Genomic DNA, 16,791 nt, shown 5'->3' with positions numbered 1-16,791 from the left:
CTAAACCCGTATCGAGAATGGTTATATTAAGTACATAAAAGATACGTATGCTGTGAGCGGAAAGATAATGTAACGCATTAGAAAGAGATACTGCATTGAGTATCTCTTTGATATTTCTAATCTAAGCCTAAACCAAGCCTTATTAAGCCCATACCAAGCCTTTATATTGACTAGAGCCAATTAAGCTATGTCTAGGGGAGTATCAATATCCAAATGTTCTTGCCAACCAAATTGGTCAAATAAAGTTGACCATTCCTGCTCAAGTTCGGTTTCAATATGCATTAACTCGTTGGTCACCGGGTGAGTAAACTGCAGCGACTTAGCAATTAACCAAAGTCGGTTAATTTCAAAGTGGCTTCTAAAAAACTTATTTTGTTTGCCATCGCCATGAGTCGTATCACCGATAATGGGGTGACGCAAATGAGCCATATGGCGGCGCAATTGATGCTTTCGACCAGTTTGAGGCGTTAATTTAATCAAACAAAAACGGCTGGTAGGATAGCGGCCAGAGCTAAAAGGGATCTCAGCATTTAATAACGGCTCATAGTCTGTAACAGCATCTTGGGCAGGTTTATCTTTACGGGCTTTTTTATCCGCGACATCATCCAGCTCAACCTTAAGGGCATAATCTAGTCTCGCTGCTTCATGCATATTGCCACGCACTAATGCTAAATATTGTTTCTTCACATGATGTTGTTCAAATTGCTCACACAAGGCCCGTGCTACTTCACTATTTTTGGCAAACAACAGCACACCAGATGTCGGCCTATCGAGCCTATGTACCGGAAAAACATGACAACCGACGAGATCTCGAGTAAGTTGCATCGCAAAAAATCGCTCTTTTCTTGCCAAGTAAGAGCGGTGAACTAATAAACCTGCAGGCTTATGAATCGCAACGATATGCTCATCTTGAAATAATATTTCCAATTCTGGCGCGACTTCATCATTCTCTGCGTCTTCAGCAAAATCAATATCGGTGCCAATATATTCATCATCAGCAAACGGGCTTATGTATTTTTCTTCAGTCATCACTTTCACCTTATTGACCCGTTAACAGATTATCTAATACAGCTAAAAGCTTGGTTAACTCAGCGAGTTCAGCTCGATTGCCCCACACATGCTCAGCCATCGGAGCCAGTGAAATTTTGCTAGGTAACGGCGATTGTGTTCGGATCAACATCGACATCTTAGGAATAAAAATAAATTGCAGCCATTGCTCGAAACGTAACGTATCACAGGCAAATGGAGCGACACTGGCAAGCTCAGCATCAGATGGCGATTGGATTGACCATAAATGATTGATTTTAAGTTGCTGTTCCAGCGACTCTAGTAATTGAACAGTTTGAATATAAGGCATAACAGAAGATTATCGCTTAAACGGTTTGAAAATATCACAGGTGTTTGTGCGACTAATCATATCATCAGGCGGCAGTTAACCCTATAATAGCGGCAAGTTAATCGCGAAAAATAAGCTCTCATGACACAACTCGAAACCTTAAGCCAATTCCTCGACACTGCTAATACCCAATTTCAGGTTTATGATTTAGGCCGCAGAGTAGCCAATATCGACCCTGTGCTATTTAGCCAAATTGAAGCACTAAACACGCCTTACCCATATCCAATTCAAGGTCACGCTCAATTTGCCATTGTATTTTGGCGTGAAGACCAGCCACCTTTTATCTGGTTTTTAAAGCTCCCGTTAGATGAGCGAGGATTACTGTCACCAGCACAGCGTAGTCAGTTCATTAAAATGATTTTAGAAGCACTTGGACGTGATCCAACAAAAGCGTTAACTGATGAAGAACAAGAACGCTATGCCAATCACCCATTTAGCTTTAAACCAAGCCAAGAAAAGTTAGCATTATTTAACGCATTGGTAAAAAAACAGCTAAGCCAACAAGCATCTGCACAATATGAATATGCGGCTCAATATTTTGCACAGTTAGATGAAACACAAGCCCAAAGCGATAATTGGCAACAATTGGGTTTACAGGGCATTGCTGATGTCTGTGTTCGTTTAGACAAATTTGATCATGACAAACACATCAATTCATCATTTTCATTCGCGCCTTTAGAAGTACAAGCTGCTGTGTGTCAGTGTTTAGAACATGTCACCATCTCAAACTCATTGGCCGAAACCATTTTTGATAAATTATCGGCAGCAGACATTGAGCACAAACATATCTATCTGCGAGCACTATCGTCTCAGCCTGAATTAACCCAAAAAGCCATTAAACAGTTGGTTAATTTTCAGCAATTAGATGAAAACTTATTGATCACTATTGCAGCAAGAAGCTGGATAGCATTAAAAGATGATGCAACTCGCAAACTTTATCTAGAAGTTTTAGCCAATCAACCGCAAAACTTCTTTAATCAAGTATTTGCTGATATCGTAGCAATACCAAGCCTGCGAGAATCGCTATTACTAGACTTAAGAAGTACCGACCGCAGCGCCACACTTTCTTCCGCCATTGGCGGATTATTTAGGGCCGTAAGCCAATGATGTCAGATTTTATATTAATCGTTGCCGTTGTAGTGGTCGCTGCATTTTTTTGGCAATTACGCCAAATGGCAGAGATCAGCCGCCGTTATGCTGAAAAGTCTTGCGCCGGTCAGAAGGTTCAACTGCTTGCTATCGCAATGGAGTCGGCAAAACCGAGTATTGGCGGTACAACAGGGTTATGTTGGCGAGCTAAATTCATGTTTGAGTTCAGCACCGACGGTATTAACCAATACCGTGGCCATATCAACATGCACGGCAAAAAAATTGAAAAAATTAATTGGCCAATTTTCCCAGAGCCTGAATGGATGGACGCACCAATGGCTAAAGGCAAATTTGGTGGTTGCGGCGGTGCTTCGAGCTGCAATTCGGGTAAATGCCGATAATAGCGACATTGATGCGCTTTTTTATCACTAACACTATCATTTTGATAGCGTTTTTTATATCTGTCGCTAACACTTTTAAAAACACGATAATAAGCGTGAAAAGTCATAGTAAAAGTAGTGGTAAAGTAGAGGTAAAGTAGAGTTTTCACTTACACCAGAATGCCTGAACCAATGCACGCCTTTAAAAAGTAAAAAATAACGGTAATTAACGCTTCACCTTGCCAAAATAAACTTGAGTCCAAACTTTACAAATTCCAAAAGAAAGACCGCGACAATAAATTGCCGCGGCCTCTTGTACTCTTGTTAAGCCTTCCTGCTATTTTTGTGCTCCCTGCACCATCCATGCGTCTAACTTGCTCCGTGCGCTATCCTTATTCAATCCTTGATGTTCCTTGTACACTGAAGTACTGTCCCTCTTACTCGATTATCCCTTGACCGAGCCTGCTCAAATCCTTAAGCGTGTCCTTTAATTCATCCTTGGTTTTCTTCCATGACATCCATGATTCAATCATTTGCATCCAATGCAATCACTGTTATCCATAACAGCGTAAATCCTTTTATTGATGTCCTAAAAATCCTTTTCTACAATAAAACCCTTCATCTTAATGATGTCAGTATCATCCTTTGACACTGCCGTTATCCATAACGGTTGTTTTACTGTCGTCGAGAAAGTGAATTCTTAATCATCATCCTGATGAACAAATTATCTCTCTCGTGCATTTACTGCTTGGGTATATTTTAAGAGATGTCCGAATAAATAAATATGCACAAAACAGCAGGTTAACAAAAAAACAACACTACAAATCTCAAACAAACATAATAAAGTTAAAATTATCAGCAACTTAAAAAAAACACTTGGTGTAAGTCTATTTTAAAAGCGATTATTCTTACATCCCTTGTGAGATATCTCTTACAAACCAGGTAGACAAATGCACTTTTGAAGCAGTTAAGCTGTTCACATATTTAACAAATGAATATCTCATATAATAAAAAGCGCAACCCTAACATGTAAGGTTGCGCCAGTTTTACGCTTTGTTAGCCATCCTGCTAAGTTGTGCTCCCTGCTCCATCCTTGCGAATCGTCTTGCTCCTTGCTCCCTTATTCCTTTTTTACTCAATATCCTTGTATATGCCTTTTAAGCCATACTTGAGTTCTCAATCCTTTGAACAGTCAATCCTTTTGACCGAATCTAACTCCTAAAATTACCTTCCTGGTATTTGCTTCCTGCTACCCATATCTTCCTGACTTGGGGTCATCCATGTTTCAGTTAATCCTTAACTGAGCTTTTGCCCACTCCTTGAGCGTGTCCTACTTTCATCCTGAAAATCATTACATGTATTCGTATCAATAATTCTCATCCTGAGTGTTAATCGCCAAATACTTTCTAAGCACTACTATTACTGTTCACTGACTTTTTAAAAAGTGACTTCCTGTAACGATTTGTTTAGTCATTCAATTAATTGCTTAGTGACTTTATTGTATTGAAATCATGTAATAGAAAAATGGAAAAAAGTGGATGAAACAAAATATTCACAATAGCCAACGTCAAACCAAAACAACTAAACTATTGTTTTAAAAGAATATAAAAATTAAATAAAAGAAATCAACTCGATTAAAGAATATGAAAACCTACAGTAAGGTGAGAGATCTCTTACATTCCTGATTAACACTTAACCTGAGTTTTTCTTGAGGCCGAGTTTATTTTTTAACATTTGTGCAAACATGACCCAGTCAGCAAGCAAACTATAAAAGGGGTACTCAAAGGTGGCAGGTTTATTCTTTTCAAAGAAGAAGTGACCAACCCAAGCAAAGCCATAACCAATTACGGGCAATGTCCATAAAAGCCACCATTGTTCTGATAACAACACTATAATCAACATGACTACAATAATTCCGCTACCGATATAGTGAAGTCGTCTGCATGTTACATCTTGATGTTGAGATAAATAAAAAGGATAAAAAGAATTAAAGTCTTGGTATTTTTTCGTGCTCATTTTCCATCCTACCTAGCGATTAAATCAATACGCTCACTATATAAACTACGAACCGAGTTATTTACTCGAATATATCAATACTTCACCATCTACAGTGCCGATCGTCAGTTGAGAAAGGTGCTGAAAACCCTCGCGGATAAATAACTCACCGTGTTTAGGATTATTAATAAACACGCCGATACCATCGAGTTCAGGTTGGTCATCACACCAACTTAACACAGCGTGAATCAATTTAGCGCCATTCCCTTTACCCTGTTCAATGGGCGATAACGCTATAAACTGCAGAATGCCATATTGATTACTTGGTAGGCTTTCTAAAATACTATTCTCTTTGTTGATTAAGGCTTGCGTGGAGCTCCAACCGGTTCCCAGCACCATTTTCAAACGCCAATGCCAATAGCGGCTTTCACCTAATGGCACTTGATGAGTAATCACGCACGCAACACCAATCAATCTTTCACCATTAAACCAGCCAATTAAAGGCTGCTCTTGCTGCCATAACTCAGTTAATTCTTCCCTAATAGCGGCACGTAATTTTTGCTCGTAACTGGCTTTATTAGCCGTGGACAAGGCTTCAATGAAAAACGGATCATCATGATAGGCGTTGTATATTATTGACGCAGCCACCCGTAAATCTTCTGCTGTCAGGTACACTGCACGATATTCCGCCATAGTAGTCTGTTCCATAATTTCAGTCTCATTGAAGTTCAGTGAATAGTTACAAGTTAACAAGTTTGAAACATATTGCAATTTTAATCCGCTCGCCTAGGCTTAGTGAAGATAAGTCCATTCACTTCTTAATAAGGTCGTCATCATGGATACCACCTCAATAACGTTAAACCACCTATTTGAACAACTCGGACTGGATGCATCACCGACTGGAATTGAGCACTTTATTACTACGCATAACATTCCTAACGAAACACCAATTACCCAAGCTAGCTTTTGGAATGAGGCCCAAAAAGCATTTATTACCGAGGCCTTAACGCAAGACGCCCAGTGGTCAGAACTCGTCGACCAACTGGACGTCTTATTAAGGCAATAACAGTAACTACAGTCTAGATTTTTTGGTAAGCCGTATCGCCCCAACCAACTAATTTATTATCACTGATCACCACAGGAGTACATTCATCCTTAGTGGTTTTACCATCACCTTTACTCCACTGAGTACGATAGAAGAATACATGGACTTCTTTTTTCGGACTGTCTGCGTCAGCTTGAGTAACATAAGCCTCACTGAAATCAGCAGTACCCATTAAAGTCGTTACTTGATCTCGCGCCATACCAATCGTCAACTTAGATAAATTAGTACGATTAGTTTGTTGTTGTTTTTCCCAATAAGAACTGCTGCGATTACCTTCGTGATCACCCACATTCAACACACAACCACTCAATGAAAGACTGCTTACAGCCATTAACAATGCTAAACCCAATTTTGCTTTCATGATACTTCCTTATTATTAAAATGATTCTCACGTAATTTCTACTCAAACTGTTTTTGAGATACGTTATAATGTTGTCCATTATGATTAAGCTAAAAGTATGCCAAAAGTTATATTATTGATTTCATTATATTTTTAAAATAACATTTGATTAAATCATCATTTTCACCAATCAACATTGAGGATTTTCACTAATTATGAGTCCAATCGAACAAGTCCTCGCAGCGGCCAAAACCATTGCAATGAATGGCCACACTCCGACGATGGCATTAGTAAAAGGAAAACTGGGTGGTAAAGTGCCAATGCCTTTGTTAATCCAAGGCTTGCAACAGTTTAAAGCTATCCCAAAAGATCAGTGGCAAACCTTGCCAGATCTGGGCGATGCGCTAGAGTCGACCAAACAAACAGCCAATGCTGAGCGACAACAACTTGAGCAACTATTTCAAACGCAAATTCAACAAATGAAAGCTGACTTTGACAAAAAAATTGAATTGCTAGAACAGCGTATAGCCCAATTAGAAAATCAATCATAACCCTGTTATTAGTTTAAATTAGATTGACCACAAGACTTTTTAACGACACCCAAACACTTAACACATTAACGGAACTCCCATGTTTGTCACTGAGCTCAGATTTGAATGTTTTGCGGATACCACCATCACCGCGGCAGAAAAAGCCATCAACCATTATCTCGAATCATTACGAGCAAACGGTCAAATATTGGGAAGAGAATTTGCAGTCGCCTTTAACGAAGGTGAGTTTAAAGTGCGATTGTTGATGCCAGAAAAAACCAGCTTAGCAACTCGTCACAATAGTCCTTGGACTAAACAAGCCTTACAACAATTAACAGACGCAAAACTGTTAGCACCGCGCGAGAAATATATAGGCCAAGATATTAACTCTGAAGTCAGTAATACGGAGCAGCCTAGCTGGCAAGTGTTATATACCAGCTATGTACATATGTGTTCACCTATCCGATCTGGCGATAACTTGCTCCCCATTCCACTGTATCAGCTGCCTGCAACCTTTAACGGCGATCATAAACGCGTCATTCGATGGCAGACAGAGTGGCAAGCCTGTGATGAATTACAAATGGCAGCGGCCACTCAGGCTGAATTTGCAGCATTAGAAGAAATTACCAGTCATCAAAGTGATTTATTTAGACGGGGCTGGGATATCAGGGGCAGAGTTGAATATTTAACTAAAATCCCAACTTATTATTATTTATACCGTGTCGGTGGCGAAAACCTTGCCAGTGAAAAAAACCGAGCTTGTCCACGTTGCGGCTCAAAAGCGTGGCGTTTAGATGAGCCATTATTAGACATGTTCCACTTTAGGTGCGAGCCATGTCGAATCGTATCGAATATCTCATGGGATCATCAGTAAAATTATCTTCTCGTCAATAGATACTAATACAACGAGTTAGCTGATTACGCATTATCGGTTCATTCAATAAAAAAGCCAGACCGCATCTATAGTCTGGCTTTTATATTTTATATCCGAATAAGCAATTATTTCTTGCCTTTAATCAAATCATTCCACATCATTTTCATTCGCTGCCAAATACCTGGGTGAGCAACATATTCCTCTACAATCGGCTCAACTGGCGGCGTTACTCGTGGTGTTAGCGCATCAATAAATTCCGCAAGACTATCGGCTAATTTATCTTTGGGCCTATCACCTGGAATTTCAATCCACACACTGCCATCTTCATTATCGACAGTAATCATCTGTTCGCCATCGCCTAAAACGCCAACAAACCAAGTTGGTGCTTGTTTAAGCTTTTTCTTCATCATTAAGTGACCAATCACATTTTGTTGCAAAGATTCAAAATCTTGCTGGTTCCAAACCTGCAGTAACTCCCCTTCTCCCCATTTAGAATCGAAAAAAAGTGGCGCAGAAAAAAACTCACCATAAAAGGCATTAATATCTTGATGAAGCTTGATGTCTAATGCATGTTCTACATTACTGAAATCTGAATTACTTTTTCGTTTTACCGCTTTCCAAAAAACCGCATCGTCAGATTCAAGATCATACTTGCCTTCAATACAAGCGGATCCTTGCCCAAGTGGGAAATAACGGGGTAACTCGTCTAATACATCCTGATAAGCTTGTATATAACGGCTAGAAAAATGTTCCAATGAAGTTGAACAAGACACTTAAGATGCTCCAGTTTTGGGTTATAATAAAAGTCTATTTTGACACGGAAACAGACTAGATGACACACAATCACGACCCCTATAGTGATGCAGATGCACTTAAAGGACTCACTTTAGGTCAATCGACGCAATATCAAGCAGAATATGATGCTTCACTGCTGCAAGGGGTTCCTCGTAAACTTAATCGCGACGCTATTGAATTAACTGATACTCTGCCGTTTCAAGGGGCAGATATTTGGACTGGCTACGAGTTATCTTGGTTGAACGCCAAAGGTAAACCTATGGTCGCAATGATTGAAGTTTACCTTGCTATCGAAAGTGATAATTTAATCGAATCAAAATCGTTCAAGTTGTATTTAAACAGCTTTAACCAAACACGTTTTGACAGTGTAGAGCACGTTCAGCAAACCTTAACCACTGACTTAAGCCAATGCGCTAATGGTAAGGTAACAGTGAAAGTGATTGAGCCTAAGCATTTCAATACTCAACGTATTGTTGAACTACCTGGCAATTGTATCGATGAGCTTGATATTGAAGTCAATGATTATGAATTTAACCCTGAGTACTTGCAAGACAGCACTGAAGAGAAAAATGTTGTCGAAACACTCACGTCAAACTTATTAAAATCTAACTGTTTAATCACTTCACAGCCAGATTGGGGAAGTGTGATGATCCGTTATCAAGGCCCAAAGATTAATCATGAAAAGCTATTGCGCTATTTAATCTCATTCCGCCAACATAATGAATTTCATGAGCAATGTGTAGAGCGTATTTTTACCGACCTAAAACGATACTGTCATTGTACTAAACTCACTGTTTATGCACGTTATACTCGCCGCGGTGGATTGGATATCAACCCATTCAGAAGCGACTTTGAGCAACCTCCAGAGACGCACCGTTTAGCAAGACAATAAATTGCTTATTCATCAATCAGCTTAATGAATAAAGCCTAATCCCTAGGCTTTATTCATTTATTTTCTGTCGTAATACCGAGCCCTTCATGCCTACAGACAATGTTACTTGTTTAACACCAACAACTGACGATATTCAGTCCCATCAGCATTTCAAAATATTTAAACCCTTTGGTTTTTTAAGTCAGTTTGTGCCAGAAACTCGAAAGAAAAAACACTTATTGGGCGAGTTATGTCAGTTTCCAGATAAAACCATGGCAATTGGTCGATTAGACCATGATTCTGAAGGCTTATTACTGCTAACAACTGACGGCATGATGAGCCATAAAGTGAGAAGTAAAGGCATCGAAAAAGAATATTATGTTCAAGTGGATGGCGATATTGATACCAAAGCGGTGTCACTACTACAAAACGGAGTTGAAATTGGCATTAATGGCACGAAATATCTCACTCTGCCCTGTAAAGCATTCAAGTTAAACGCAGAGCCAATGCTTCCCTCACGCGGTAAAAAAATCCGCGATCCAAGACATGGCCCCACCAGCTGGGTTTCAATCACATTAACTGAAGGTAAAAACCGTCAAATCAGAAAAATGACCGCTGCCGTTGGCTTTGCCACATTAAGGCTTGTTAGGGTCAGAATTGGTGATATACAAATTAATGATATGCGTGCTGGCGACGTTATTGCACTTAATAACTTAGATTCAGTAATAAACTCTAACCTCGTATAACCCTTAAAACGGGGCTATTCATTTATCGGCTTACCTTACTAGTTCTTGGTTAAATACACTTTCTCCATCGCAGACTCCACCAGCTCTCGTAACCACTTTATCGCAGGGTCTTGATGATTACGTGTTGGCCAAATACTGTAAATCGAAATCACTTGGCTTTCAAAAGGCAAGTCCATCAAAATTAAATTAAAAATAGATTGATAGTTTTTCGCGTAGGTATAAGGCGCAATACAAATGGCATCGGATTTACTCACGCCAGATAACATCGTCAGTAAAGAGGATTTTTCACCATACATATATCGTTCAGGTAAATGGTCTGTTGAAATCATCTCTGCRACTCGCTGGTTATGACGATGAAGTCGATAAAACAGATGCTTAGCCGCGAAGTAAGACACTTCATCAATTCCATGTTTAAATTGCGGGTGCTCAGCCCTAGCAACACAAACAAGCTTTTCGGTGGCAATTTGCTTACTGGTAAAGCTCGCTTCAGTTGGCGCAACAATATCTAGCGCTAAATCAATTTGCTGATTTTTAAGGGCTTGATATAAATTACCCTCATCTAAAATCGCTTCTGTAAAAATGATTTCAACGCCTTTATCCGTCAGTGACTTTTCGATATCTGCTTCAATCAAATCAATAATTGATTCATTAGCGCTGACATGAAATACCCGTTTTGACAACGAAGGGTCAAAAGCTTTAACGCTATTAATGCATTGTTCGATTTCGATGAGTGGCGAACTTAACTGTCGGTGCAAGTGCTGACCAATCGCAGTGAGAGCGATCCCTCTTCCTTGCCTAATAAATAGTTCAACACCCACAACCGCTTTAAACCGATTAATAGCATTACTGACTGACGACTGAGTTAATGCAAGGTGCTCCGCTGCAAGCGTGATAGATTGATAATCACATACACAGCAAAACACTCTAATAAGGTTAAGATCCAACTTAGGTAATTGTTGTTGCATGAGCGCATCAGACGCTAAGTTCTCTTGCTTCATCACTTCTCCCATAACACATATCGCCAAATACATTCACACGATAAATGTATTAACCATTTTTAGCTATAGTTATATTTGGGCTTTTTATTGATAACTTATCTTTAACAATAAAAAGTACCCGAGGCTTACATGAGAAAAACACGAGTTGCTTTAGTCATCAGTTTATCATTTACCAATGCAGTGGCTGCTGCGCAGCACGAACATGACCACATCAGTCTTGACTACCAGGGTAAGCCTGCGACGCCCATTACCGCAGAGCACAACAAAGCCATAGCACAAAAGTTACCGTTCGAAGATAAATCCGCTTTTGAGCGCTTTAGTCGACATAAAATTGCCTCTTTTGATGAAGCCACCGCCAAGATACTGCGTGCAGAATTTAACTTTATCAGTGACACGCTTCCTGATTCAGTCAACCCTTCGTTATATCGCCAAGCTCAACTTAATATGGTACCAGACGGACTTTATAAAGTGACTGATGGCATTTACCAAGTGCGAGGCACTGACTTATCTAACTTAACCCTTATTCGAGGTAAAACGGGTTGGATTGTATATGACGTTTTATTAACTAAAGAAGCTGTTCAGCAATCATTAACATTTGCTTTTGCTCACTTGCCTGAGGGCAAAGATTTACCTGTTGTTGCAATGATTTACTCTCACAGTCATGCAGATCATTTCGGCGGTGCCCGTGGCGTTCAGGAACGCTACCCTGATGTCAAAGTGTATGGTTCATATAATATTACACAAGAGATAGTGGATGAAAATGTACTCGCGGGTAATGTCATGAGCCGTCGAGCTGCTTACCAATACGGCGTTACACTCGATAAACACAATCACGGAATTGTCGATGCAGCGTTAGCAAAAGGTTTATCAAAAGGCGAAATCACATACGTCAAACCTGATTATGAACTTCATCATCAAGGCAAATGGGAAACCTTGACCATTGATGGTCTTGAAATGGTCTTTATGAATGCATCTGGCACTGAAGCTGCCAGTGAAATGATCACCTATATACCGTCTATGAAGGCGCTATGGTCAGGCGAATTAACATATGATGGTATGCACAATATTTATACCTTACGAGGCGCTAAAGTTCGCGACGCATTAAAATGGTCCAAAGACATTAACGAGATGATTAATGCATTTGGCGAAAATGTTCAGGTATTATTTGCTTCACATTCTGCGCCGGTATGGGGAAATAAAGAAATTAATCATTACCTTCGCATGCAGCGAGATAATTATGGCCTCGTTCATAATCAATCTTTACGTTTAGCCAATGAAGGTGTGGTAATACAAGATATTGGTGATGCAATCATGGAAACCATTCCACAAAATGTCCAAGACGAATGGTACACCAATGGTTATCACGGTACATACAGCCATAACGCTAAAGCTGTGTACAACATGTATTTAGGCTATTTTGATATGAACCCAGCCAACTTAAACCCCTTACCTACAAAGGCTGAAGCAATTAAGTTTGTAGAATATATGGGCGGCGCCAACAATGTAGTATCAAAAGCGCAAGCAGACTTCAATCAAGGCGAGTATCGGTTTGTCGCCACTGCATTAAATAAGGTGGTCATGGCCGAACCACAACACCCCCAAGCTCGAGAATTACTTGCCGATACCTATGAGCAACTTGGCTACCAAGCCGAAGGAGCTGGTTGGCGAAATATTTACTTAACCGGTGCGCAAGAATTACGTATCGGCATAAAACCTGGCGCACCTAAATCCGCATCCGCTGATGTTATCAGCGAAATGGACATGTCCACTTTATTTGACTTTCTCGCGGTTAAAGTTGACAGCATTAACGCCGCCAAGCTTGGCAATATCACTTTAAATGTGGTGACACAAAGCGGCGATAAAACTGACACGCTCTTTGTAGAGTTAAGTAACGGAAACTTGAGTAATATCAGAGTAGACAAGGCCAAAAAAGCCGATGCCACACTGACAATTAATAAGTCTGATGTCGTGGCAATATTATTAGGTAAAGCAGATATGAAAGCGCTAATGCAATCAGGAGCTGCGAGTATGCAAGGTGATAAATTAGCATTTGCCAAAATTGCATCAACATTGGTGCAATTCAATCCTGATTTTGAAATCGTACCGCTACAGCATACTCATTAGCTCATAACTTAACGAAATTCGGCTGCAAAGTTTTTCACTCTGCTTCTATGCTGATATTCACTACTTTACCAAGAGTAATGGCATGAGAGTTTAAAGCGACAATGACCGACTAAGACAAGTGAGGGAAGATTGTTCTGATAAGCCGTTTTTGATTAGCAGTTAAACATCCAAAAAACCTTAACAGTTCGATAAATCAGTTGGTTTTTATGAACATTTTTATTTGTTCATGCCAGCTGATTTTTTTTGCCTTTAATTGAAGTGTTAATGGCTTTTCGCCAAAAGCGAACTCGCCCACACTCACAGCAAATCGGTATGAATTATTAAGCTTACCTAAACAACATTGCCATAAAGGTGAGACTTCATAACAAGACTCAACATCATTAGTCTGTTCAAGCTCATCAACGTCTATATGCTTCAATAAGCTAAGTGAAATATCATGCTGAATTGGCAACGACTTATCATCTAATGTTAGGTTAGCTAAGCTCGGCGCAGATAAGTCAAATGCAAACGATTTAAGCGACAAGGCCAGTCCCAGTCCCTTTGCTTTAATATAAGATTCTTTCAGTGCCCATAAATCGAAAAATCGCTCACGCTGCTGACTTTCAGGTAACGCCAATAATGCAGCTTCTTCTGGTTTTGAAAAATAGTGATGTAAAATTGAATGGATATTCGTGCTTTCTCGGCGGCGTTCAATATCGACCCCCAATTGAATGGGCATTGAAGCGTTCTCTTTGGAGTGAATAACACCAATAAGCAACCAGTTACCACTGTGACTTAAATTAAACTGCAAGCCAGTTTGTTTATATTGCACAGCCGATAGCCTAGGTTTGCCCTTCTCACCATACTCAAATTGCCAATCGTCTGGTTCGATATTTGCAAAGCTCGATAATACGCTGCGCAAATACCCACGCACCATTAACCCTTGCTGTTGAGCAGTGCGTTGAATAAAACGATCCACTTTATTTATCTCAGCATCAGATAACCATGAACGCACTGTAGAGACGGTTTTCTCATCTAATAAATTGGTATCTAAAGGACAAAAAAATAATTGAATAGTGGGTAAAGGGCTCAAACTAAACTCGCATTTATAATTGCAATAAGACATTGTCGCTTGTTCTAGGTCGCTAATTCAACACATAAATTCAACACATAAACAATGTTGATTGAAAATGTCATCTAAGGTTTAAACCAATAATGGAAGGTTCAGACAAATAAAAAGGGTTAAGCCATCCTTAACCCTTTGCATATCATCTGTTATTTCAATAAGTATTAGCCCATCAATCTACCAGTGCTTTTACCGCCTTTTTAGGTAAAACATCATAACGGCTAAACTGCATTGAAAACTGACCTTCTCCACCTGTCATAGATTTAAGCTTTGAAGAGTAGCTACTGACATTGGCAAGTGGCACTTCAACGCTGACCTCAACAAGTCCATTGGCATTTGCCTGCGTTCCACAAATAATGCCTCTAGATGCGCTAATGTCACCTGTCACTTCGCCGACATGATCTTGCCCAACTAAAATGCTCATATCAACTAATGGTTCTAACATTACAGGTTTTGCTAACGATACCGCTTCTATAAAAGCTTTTTTACCCGCCATCACAAAAGCAATTTCTTTAGAGTCTACACTGTGGTGTTTGCCATCCAATAACGTGACTTTTATGTCTTGTAATGGATAGCCACCTAACTCACCGGCTAGCATGGCTTCTCGCACGCCTTTCTCTACTGCTGGAATATATTGACTTGGCACTGAGCCACCAACCACCTTCGAAATAAACTCAAAGCCTTCACCACGCTCAAGTGGCTCAATGGCTAATTCAACTTCACCAAATTGACCAGATCCGCCTGATTGTTTTTTATGGCGATAACGGCATTGTGCTTTCTCGGTGATGGTTTCTCGATAAGCCACCGCCGGCGTATCAGTATCCATGTCGAGGTGGAACATATTTTGCGCTTTTTCAAGCGCAATTTTTAAATGCAAATCCCCTTGACCTTGCAATACGGTTTGCCCTTCAACTTCACTTCGAGTGATGTGTAAACTTGGATCTTCTGCGACCAGTTTATTGAGAACATCGGAGATCTTTTGTTCATCACCACGACGTTTGGCTGATACAGCCAAGCCAAAAATAGGTTGTGGCACTTCCAGTTCTGGTAAATGAAATTCATCTTCATCATGGCTATCATGCAGTACAGAACCAACACTTAATGCATCCAATTTTGCAATAGCGCAAATATCGCCAGGAAACGCTTGGGATACATTAATTTGTTTATCACCTTGAAGCCTCATTAAGTGAGAGACTTTGAAAGGTTTGCGGCCTTGGCCAATAAACAGCTTCATGCCAACATTCAGTGTCCCTTGGTACAACCTAAATACACCCAGTCTTCCTAAAAATGGGTCAATTGAAACGCTAAACACATGGGCTAAAACATGATCTGTTTCCTTTTGTGTCACTGTTACTGGTGTCGCCTGTTCACCAAATCCTTTCATAAATTGTGGTGCATTGGCTTCAAGTGGACTTGGCATGAGTTTAATCAGCATTTCTAACAATGAACTAATCCCAATATCTTGTTCTGCACTTGTAAAGCAGACTGGCACTAAGTGCCCCATTCTGAGTGCTTTTTCTAGCGGAGCATGAAGCTGCTGAGGCGTTAACGACTCACCCTGCTCTAAATACAAGGTCATTAACGCTTCATCTTCTTCAAGTACCGTATCAACTAGCTCATCTCTAGCACTAGCAGGTTGACTAAATAACGTCTCTGCACTTTCATCACAATGTAAATAACAATCAACAACGGCTTTTCCATCGGCACTGGGCAAGTTAACCGGTAAACATCGGTGTCCAAATTGATGCTGAATGTCGATCATCACATCTGACACTCGCGTGAGATTACTGTCGAGGTGGTTAATGGCAATAATCACCGCTTTACCTTGCGCTCTTGCAGCTTCAAAAGCACGTTTAGTCACAGACTCTATACCAACGGCGGCATTAATAACCAACAATACTGACTCAACGGCAGGCAAAGGTAATAAGGCTCGCCCGAAAAAGTCAGGTAAACCTGGCGTGTCGATAAAGTTGATATGATGCTGTTGATACTGAAGGTGTAAAAATGAAGGCTCTAAACTGTGACGGTGGGATTTTTCTTGGGCAGTGAAATCAGCATGATTTGTGCCCTTGTCGACCCTGCCTTTTAACGATATTGCCTTAGCTCTATACAGCAATGCTTCAAGCAAGGATGATTTGCCTGCTCCAACATGTCCGAGCACAGCCAAATTACGGGTTTGCTCAGTAGTAAACTCAGCCATAATGGCCTCCTGTTTTCACATTATTAAACTTTCCATATTTTTGTCTAACTTTGTTTACGTTTGGCTATTTATTGCGCATAAAAATAGTATACGGGGCTAACAACTCAGATGAATTGACCTAGATCAGTGTTTACATCGGCAACGTTTTTTATAACAAAATCACCTATTCGGCTTACAAGTGTTAGCTAATTCTGGTCGTATCAGTGATTAATTAGTTTCGGGTGATTGTATCGACCCGAAACC

17 protein-coding genes are annotated in these 16,791 nt (G+C 40.1%); 8 read left to right on the top strand and 9 right to left on the bottom strand.

What is annotated here, in order from left to right:
• Positions 1 to 180: 180 nt before the first annotated feature.
• Positions 181 to 1,029, bottom strand: coding sequence for a tRNA pseudouridine(65) synthase TruC (truC, locus tag A9267_RS10690; protein ID WP_055023095.1), 849 nt, complete (start codon positions 1,027 to 1,029; stop codon positions 181 to 183).
• A 10-nt stretch (positions 1,030 to 1,039) separates the two neighbouring features.
• A complete protein-coding gene (locus tag A9267_RS10685) occupies positions 1,040 to 1,357 on the bottom strand; it encodes a YqcC family protein (RefSeq protein WP_065109140.1) in 318 nt (105 codons plus the stop codon).
• Positions 1,358 to 1,477: 120 nt separating this feature from the next.
• Here A9267_RS10685 and A9267_RS10680 point away from each other — a divergent pair, with 120 nt between their 5' ends.
• Positions 1,478 to 2,503 (top strand): DUF3549 family protein, encoded by a 1,026-nt coding sequence (locus A9267_RS10680; RefSeq protein ID WP_065109139.1) that lies wholly within the window; start codon positions 1,478 to 1,480, stop codon positions 2,501 to 2,503.
• Positions 2,500 to 2,886, top strand: coding sequence for a DUF3301 domain-containing protein (locus A9267_RS10675; protein ID WP_055023098.1), 387 nt, complete (start codon positions 2,500 to 2,502; stop codon positions 2,884 to 2,886). Before A9267_RS10680 ends, A9267_RS10675 begins: the two co-directional genes overlap by 4 nt.
• A gap of 1,671 nt (positions 2,887 to 4,557) precedes the next feature.
• Here A9267_RS10675 and A9267_RS10670 read toward each other — a convergent pair.
• A complete protein-coding gene (locus A9267_RS10670) occupies positions 4,558 to 4,881 on the bottom strand; it encodes a DUF962 domain-containing protein (RefSeq protein ID WP_065109138.1) in 324 nt (107 codons plus the stop codon).
• A gap of 57 nt (positions 4,882 to 4,938) precedes the next feature.
• Positions 4,939 to 5,568, bottom strand: a complete 630-nt coding sequence (locus tag A9267_RS10665; protein WP_065109137.1) for a GNAT family N-acetyltransferase — start codon at positions 5,566 to 5,568, stop codon at positions 4,939 to 4,941.
• A 127-nt stretch (positions 5,569 to 5,695) separates the two neighbouring features.
• Here A9267_RS10665 and A9267_RS10660 point away from each other — a divergent pair, with 127 nt between their 5' ends.
• The gene (locus A9267_RS10660; RefSeq protein ID WP_065109136.1) at positions 5,696 to 5,926 is read left to right on the top strand and encodes a DUF2789 domain-containing protein; all 231 of its coding nucleotides are present in this window, start codon (positions 5,696 to 5,698) and stop codon (positions 5,924 to 5,926) included.
• Positions 5,927 to 5,939: 13 nt separating this feature from the next.
• Here the strand turns inward: A9267_RS10660 and A9267_RS10655 are convergent, their stop codons facing one another.
• On the bottom strand, positions 5,940 to 6,326 hold the full coding sequence (locus A9267_RS10655) for a DUF3192 domain-containing protein (RefSeq protein WP_119968756.1): 387 nt from the start codon (positions 6,324 to 6,326) through the stop codon (positions 5,940 to 5,942).
• Between the two features lie 194 nt (positions 6,327 to 6,520).
• On the opposite strand from A9267_RS10655, the gene A9267_RS10650 reads away from it, so the two are divergent.
• Both A9267_RS10650 and A9267_RS10645 read left to right on the top strand, forming a co-directional pair.
• Positions 6,521 to 6,856 (top strand): hypothetical protein, encoded by a 336-nt coding sequence (locus A9267_RS10650; protein ID WP_065109135.1) that lies wholly within the window; start codon positions 6,521 to 6,523, stop codon positions 6,854 to 6,856.
• A 79-nt stretch (positions 6,857 to 6,935) separates the two neighbouring features.
• The gene (locus A9267_RS10645) at positions 6,936 to 7,709 is read left to right on the top strand and encodes a Zn-ribbon-containing protein (protein ID WP_055023104.1); all 774 of its coding nucleotides are present in this window, start codon (positions 6,936 to 6,938) and stop codon (positions 7,707 to 7,709) included.
• Positions 7,710 to 7,834: 125 nt separating this feature from the next.
• Here A9267_RS10645 and syd read toward each other — a convergent pair whose 3' ends face one another.
• The gene (gene syd, locus A9267_RS10640) at positions 7,835 to 8,482 is read right to left on the bottom strand and encodes a SecY-interacting protein (RefSeq protein WP_065109134.1); all 648 of its coding nucleotides are present in this window, start codon (positions 8,480 to 8,482) and stop codon (positions 7,835 to 7,837) included.
• Between the two features lie 59 nt (positions 8,483 to 8,541).
• On the opposite strand from syd, the gene queF reads away from it, so the two are divergent.
• Both queF and A9267_RS10630 read left to right on the top strand, forming a co-directional pair.
• On the top strand, positions 8,542 to 9,396 hold the full coding sequence (gene queF / locus A9267_RS10635) for an NADPH-dependent 7-cyano-7-deazaguanine reductase QueF (protein WP_055023106.1): 855 nt from the start codon (positions 8,542 to 8,544) through the stop codon (positions 9,394 to 9,396).
• Positions 9,397 to 9,482: 86 nt separating this feature from the next.
• On the top strand, positions 9,483 to 10,121 hold the full coding sequence (locus A9267_RS10630; RefSeq protein ID WP_065109133.1) for a pseudouridine synthase: 639 nt from the start codon (positions 9,483 to 9,485) through the stop codon (positions 10,119 to 10,121).
• Between the two features lie 38 nt (positions 10,122 to 10,159).
• On the opposite strand, the gene A9267_RS10625 is transcribed toward A9267_RS10630, so the two are convergent.
• The gene (locus A9267_RS10625; RefSeq protein WP_197495526.1) at positions 10,160 to 11,119 is read right to left on the bottom strand and encodes a LysR family transcriptional regulator; all 960 of its coding nucleotides are present in this window, start codon (positions 11,117 to 11,119) and stop codon (positions 10,160 to 10,162) included.
• 129 nt (positions 11,120 to 11,248) lie between these two features.
• On the opposite strand from A9267_RS10625, the gene A9267_RS10620 reads away from it, so the two are divergent.
• Positions 11,249 to 13,243, top strand: a complete 1,995-nt coding sequence (locus A9267_RS10620; RefSeq protein ID WP_065109132.1) for an alkyl/aryl-sulfatase — start codon at positions 11,249 to 11,251, stop codon at positions 13,241 to 13,243.
• 193 nt (positions 13,244 to 13,436) lie between these two features.
• Here A9267_RS10620 and A9267_RS10615 read toward each other — a convergent pair whose 3' ends face one another.
• Positions 13,437 to 14,315, bottom strand: a complete 879-nt coding sequence (locus A9267_RS10615; protein WP_156669142.1) for a 4'-phosphopantetheinyl transferase family protein — start codon at positions 14,313 to 14,315, stop codon at positions 13,437 to 13,439.
• 205 nt (positions 14,316 to 14,520) lie between these two features.
• On the bottom strand, positions 14,521 to 16,548 hold the full coding sequence (fusA, locus tag A9267_RS10610) for an elongation factor G (RefSeq protein ID WP_065109130.1): 2,028 nt from the start codon (positions 16,546 to 16,548) through the stop codon (positions 14,521 to 14,523).
• Positions 16,549 to 16,791: the final 243 nt, after the last annotated feature.

The organism is Shewanella sp. UCD-FRSSP16_17 (assembly GCF_001675935.1).
In the GTDB taxonomy this organism is placed as follows: domain Bacteria; phylum Pseudomonadota; class Gammaproteobacteria; order Enterobacterales; family Shewanellaceae; genus Shewanella; species Shewanella japonica.
Note: the sequence above shows the minus strand (reverse complement) of the source record. Positions and strands in the feature narration are given on the sequence as shown.

What these genes read in the sequence shown, in the direction of transcription:
- truC (WP_055023095.1), bottom strand. Translation starts at nt 1,029, where the DNA reads ATGACTGAAGAAAAATACATAAGCCCGTTTGCTGATGATGAATATATT.
- A9267_RS10680 (WP_065109139.1), top strand. Translation starts at nt 1,478, where the DNA reads ATGACACAACTCGAAACCTTAAGCCAATTCCTCGACACTGCTAATACC.
- fusA (WP_065109130.1), bottom strand. Translation starts at nt 16,548, where the DNA reads ATGGCTGAGTTTACTACTGAGCAAACCCGTAATTTGGCTGTGCTCGGA.
- A9267_RS10670 (WP_065109138.1), bottom strand. Translation starts at nt 4,881, where the DNA reads ATGAGCACGAAAAAATACCAAGACTTTAATTCTTTTTATCCTTTTTAT.
- A9267_RS10660 (WP_065109136.1), top strand. Translation starts at nt 5,696, where the DNA reads ATGGATACCACCTCAATAACGTTAAACCACCTATTTGAACAACTCGGA.
- A9267_RS10655 (WP_119968756.1), bottom strand. Translation starts at nt 6,326, where the DNA reads ATGAAAGCAAAATTGGGTTTAGCATTGTTAATGGCTGTAAGCAGTCTT.
- A9267_RS10665 (WP_065109137.1), bottom strand. Translation starts at nt 5,568, where the DNA reads ATGGAACAGACTACTATGGCGGAATATCGTGCAGTGTACCTGACAGCA.
- A9267_RS10630 (WP_065109133.1), top strand. Translation starts at nt 9,483, where the DNA reads ATGCCTACAGACAATGTTACTTGTTTAACACCAACAACTGACGATATT.
- A9267_RS10650 (WP_065109135.1), top strand. Translation starts at nt 6,521, where the DNA reads ATGAGTCCAATCGAACAAGTCCTCGCAGCGGCCAAAACCATTGCAATG.
- queF (WP_055023106.1), top strand. Translation starts at nt 8,542, where the DNA reads ATGACACACAATCACGACCCCTATAGTGATGCAGATGCACTTAAAGGA.
- A9267_RS10685 (WP_065109140.1), bottom strand. Translation starts at nt 1,357, where the DNA reads ATGCCTTATATTCAAACTGTTCAATTACTAGAGTCGCTGGAACAGCAA.
- A9267_RS10620 (WP_065109132.1), top strand. Translation starts at nt 11,249, where the DNA reads ATGAGAAAAACACGAGTTGCTTTAGTCATCAGTTTATCATTTACCAAT.
- A9267_RS10675 (WP_055023098.1), top strand. Translation starts at nt 2,500, where the DNA reads ATGATGTCAGATTTTATATTAATCGTTGCCGTTGTAGTGGTCGCTGCA.
- A9267_RS10645 (WP_055023104.1), top strand. Translation starts at nt 6,936, where the DNA reads ATGTTTGTCACTGAGCTCAGATTTGAATGTTTTGCGGATACCACCATC.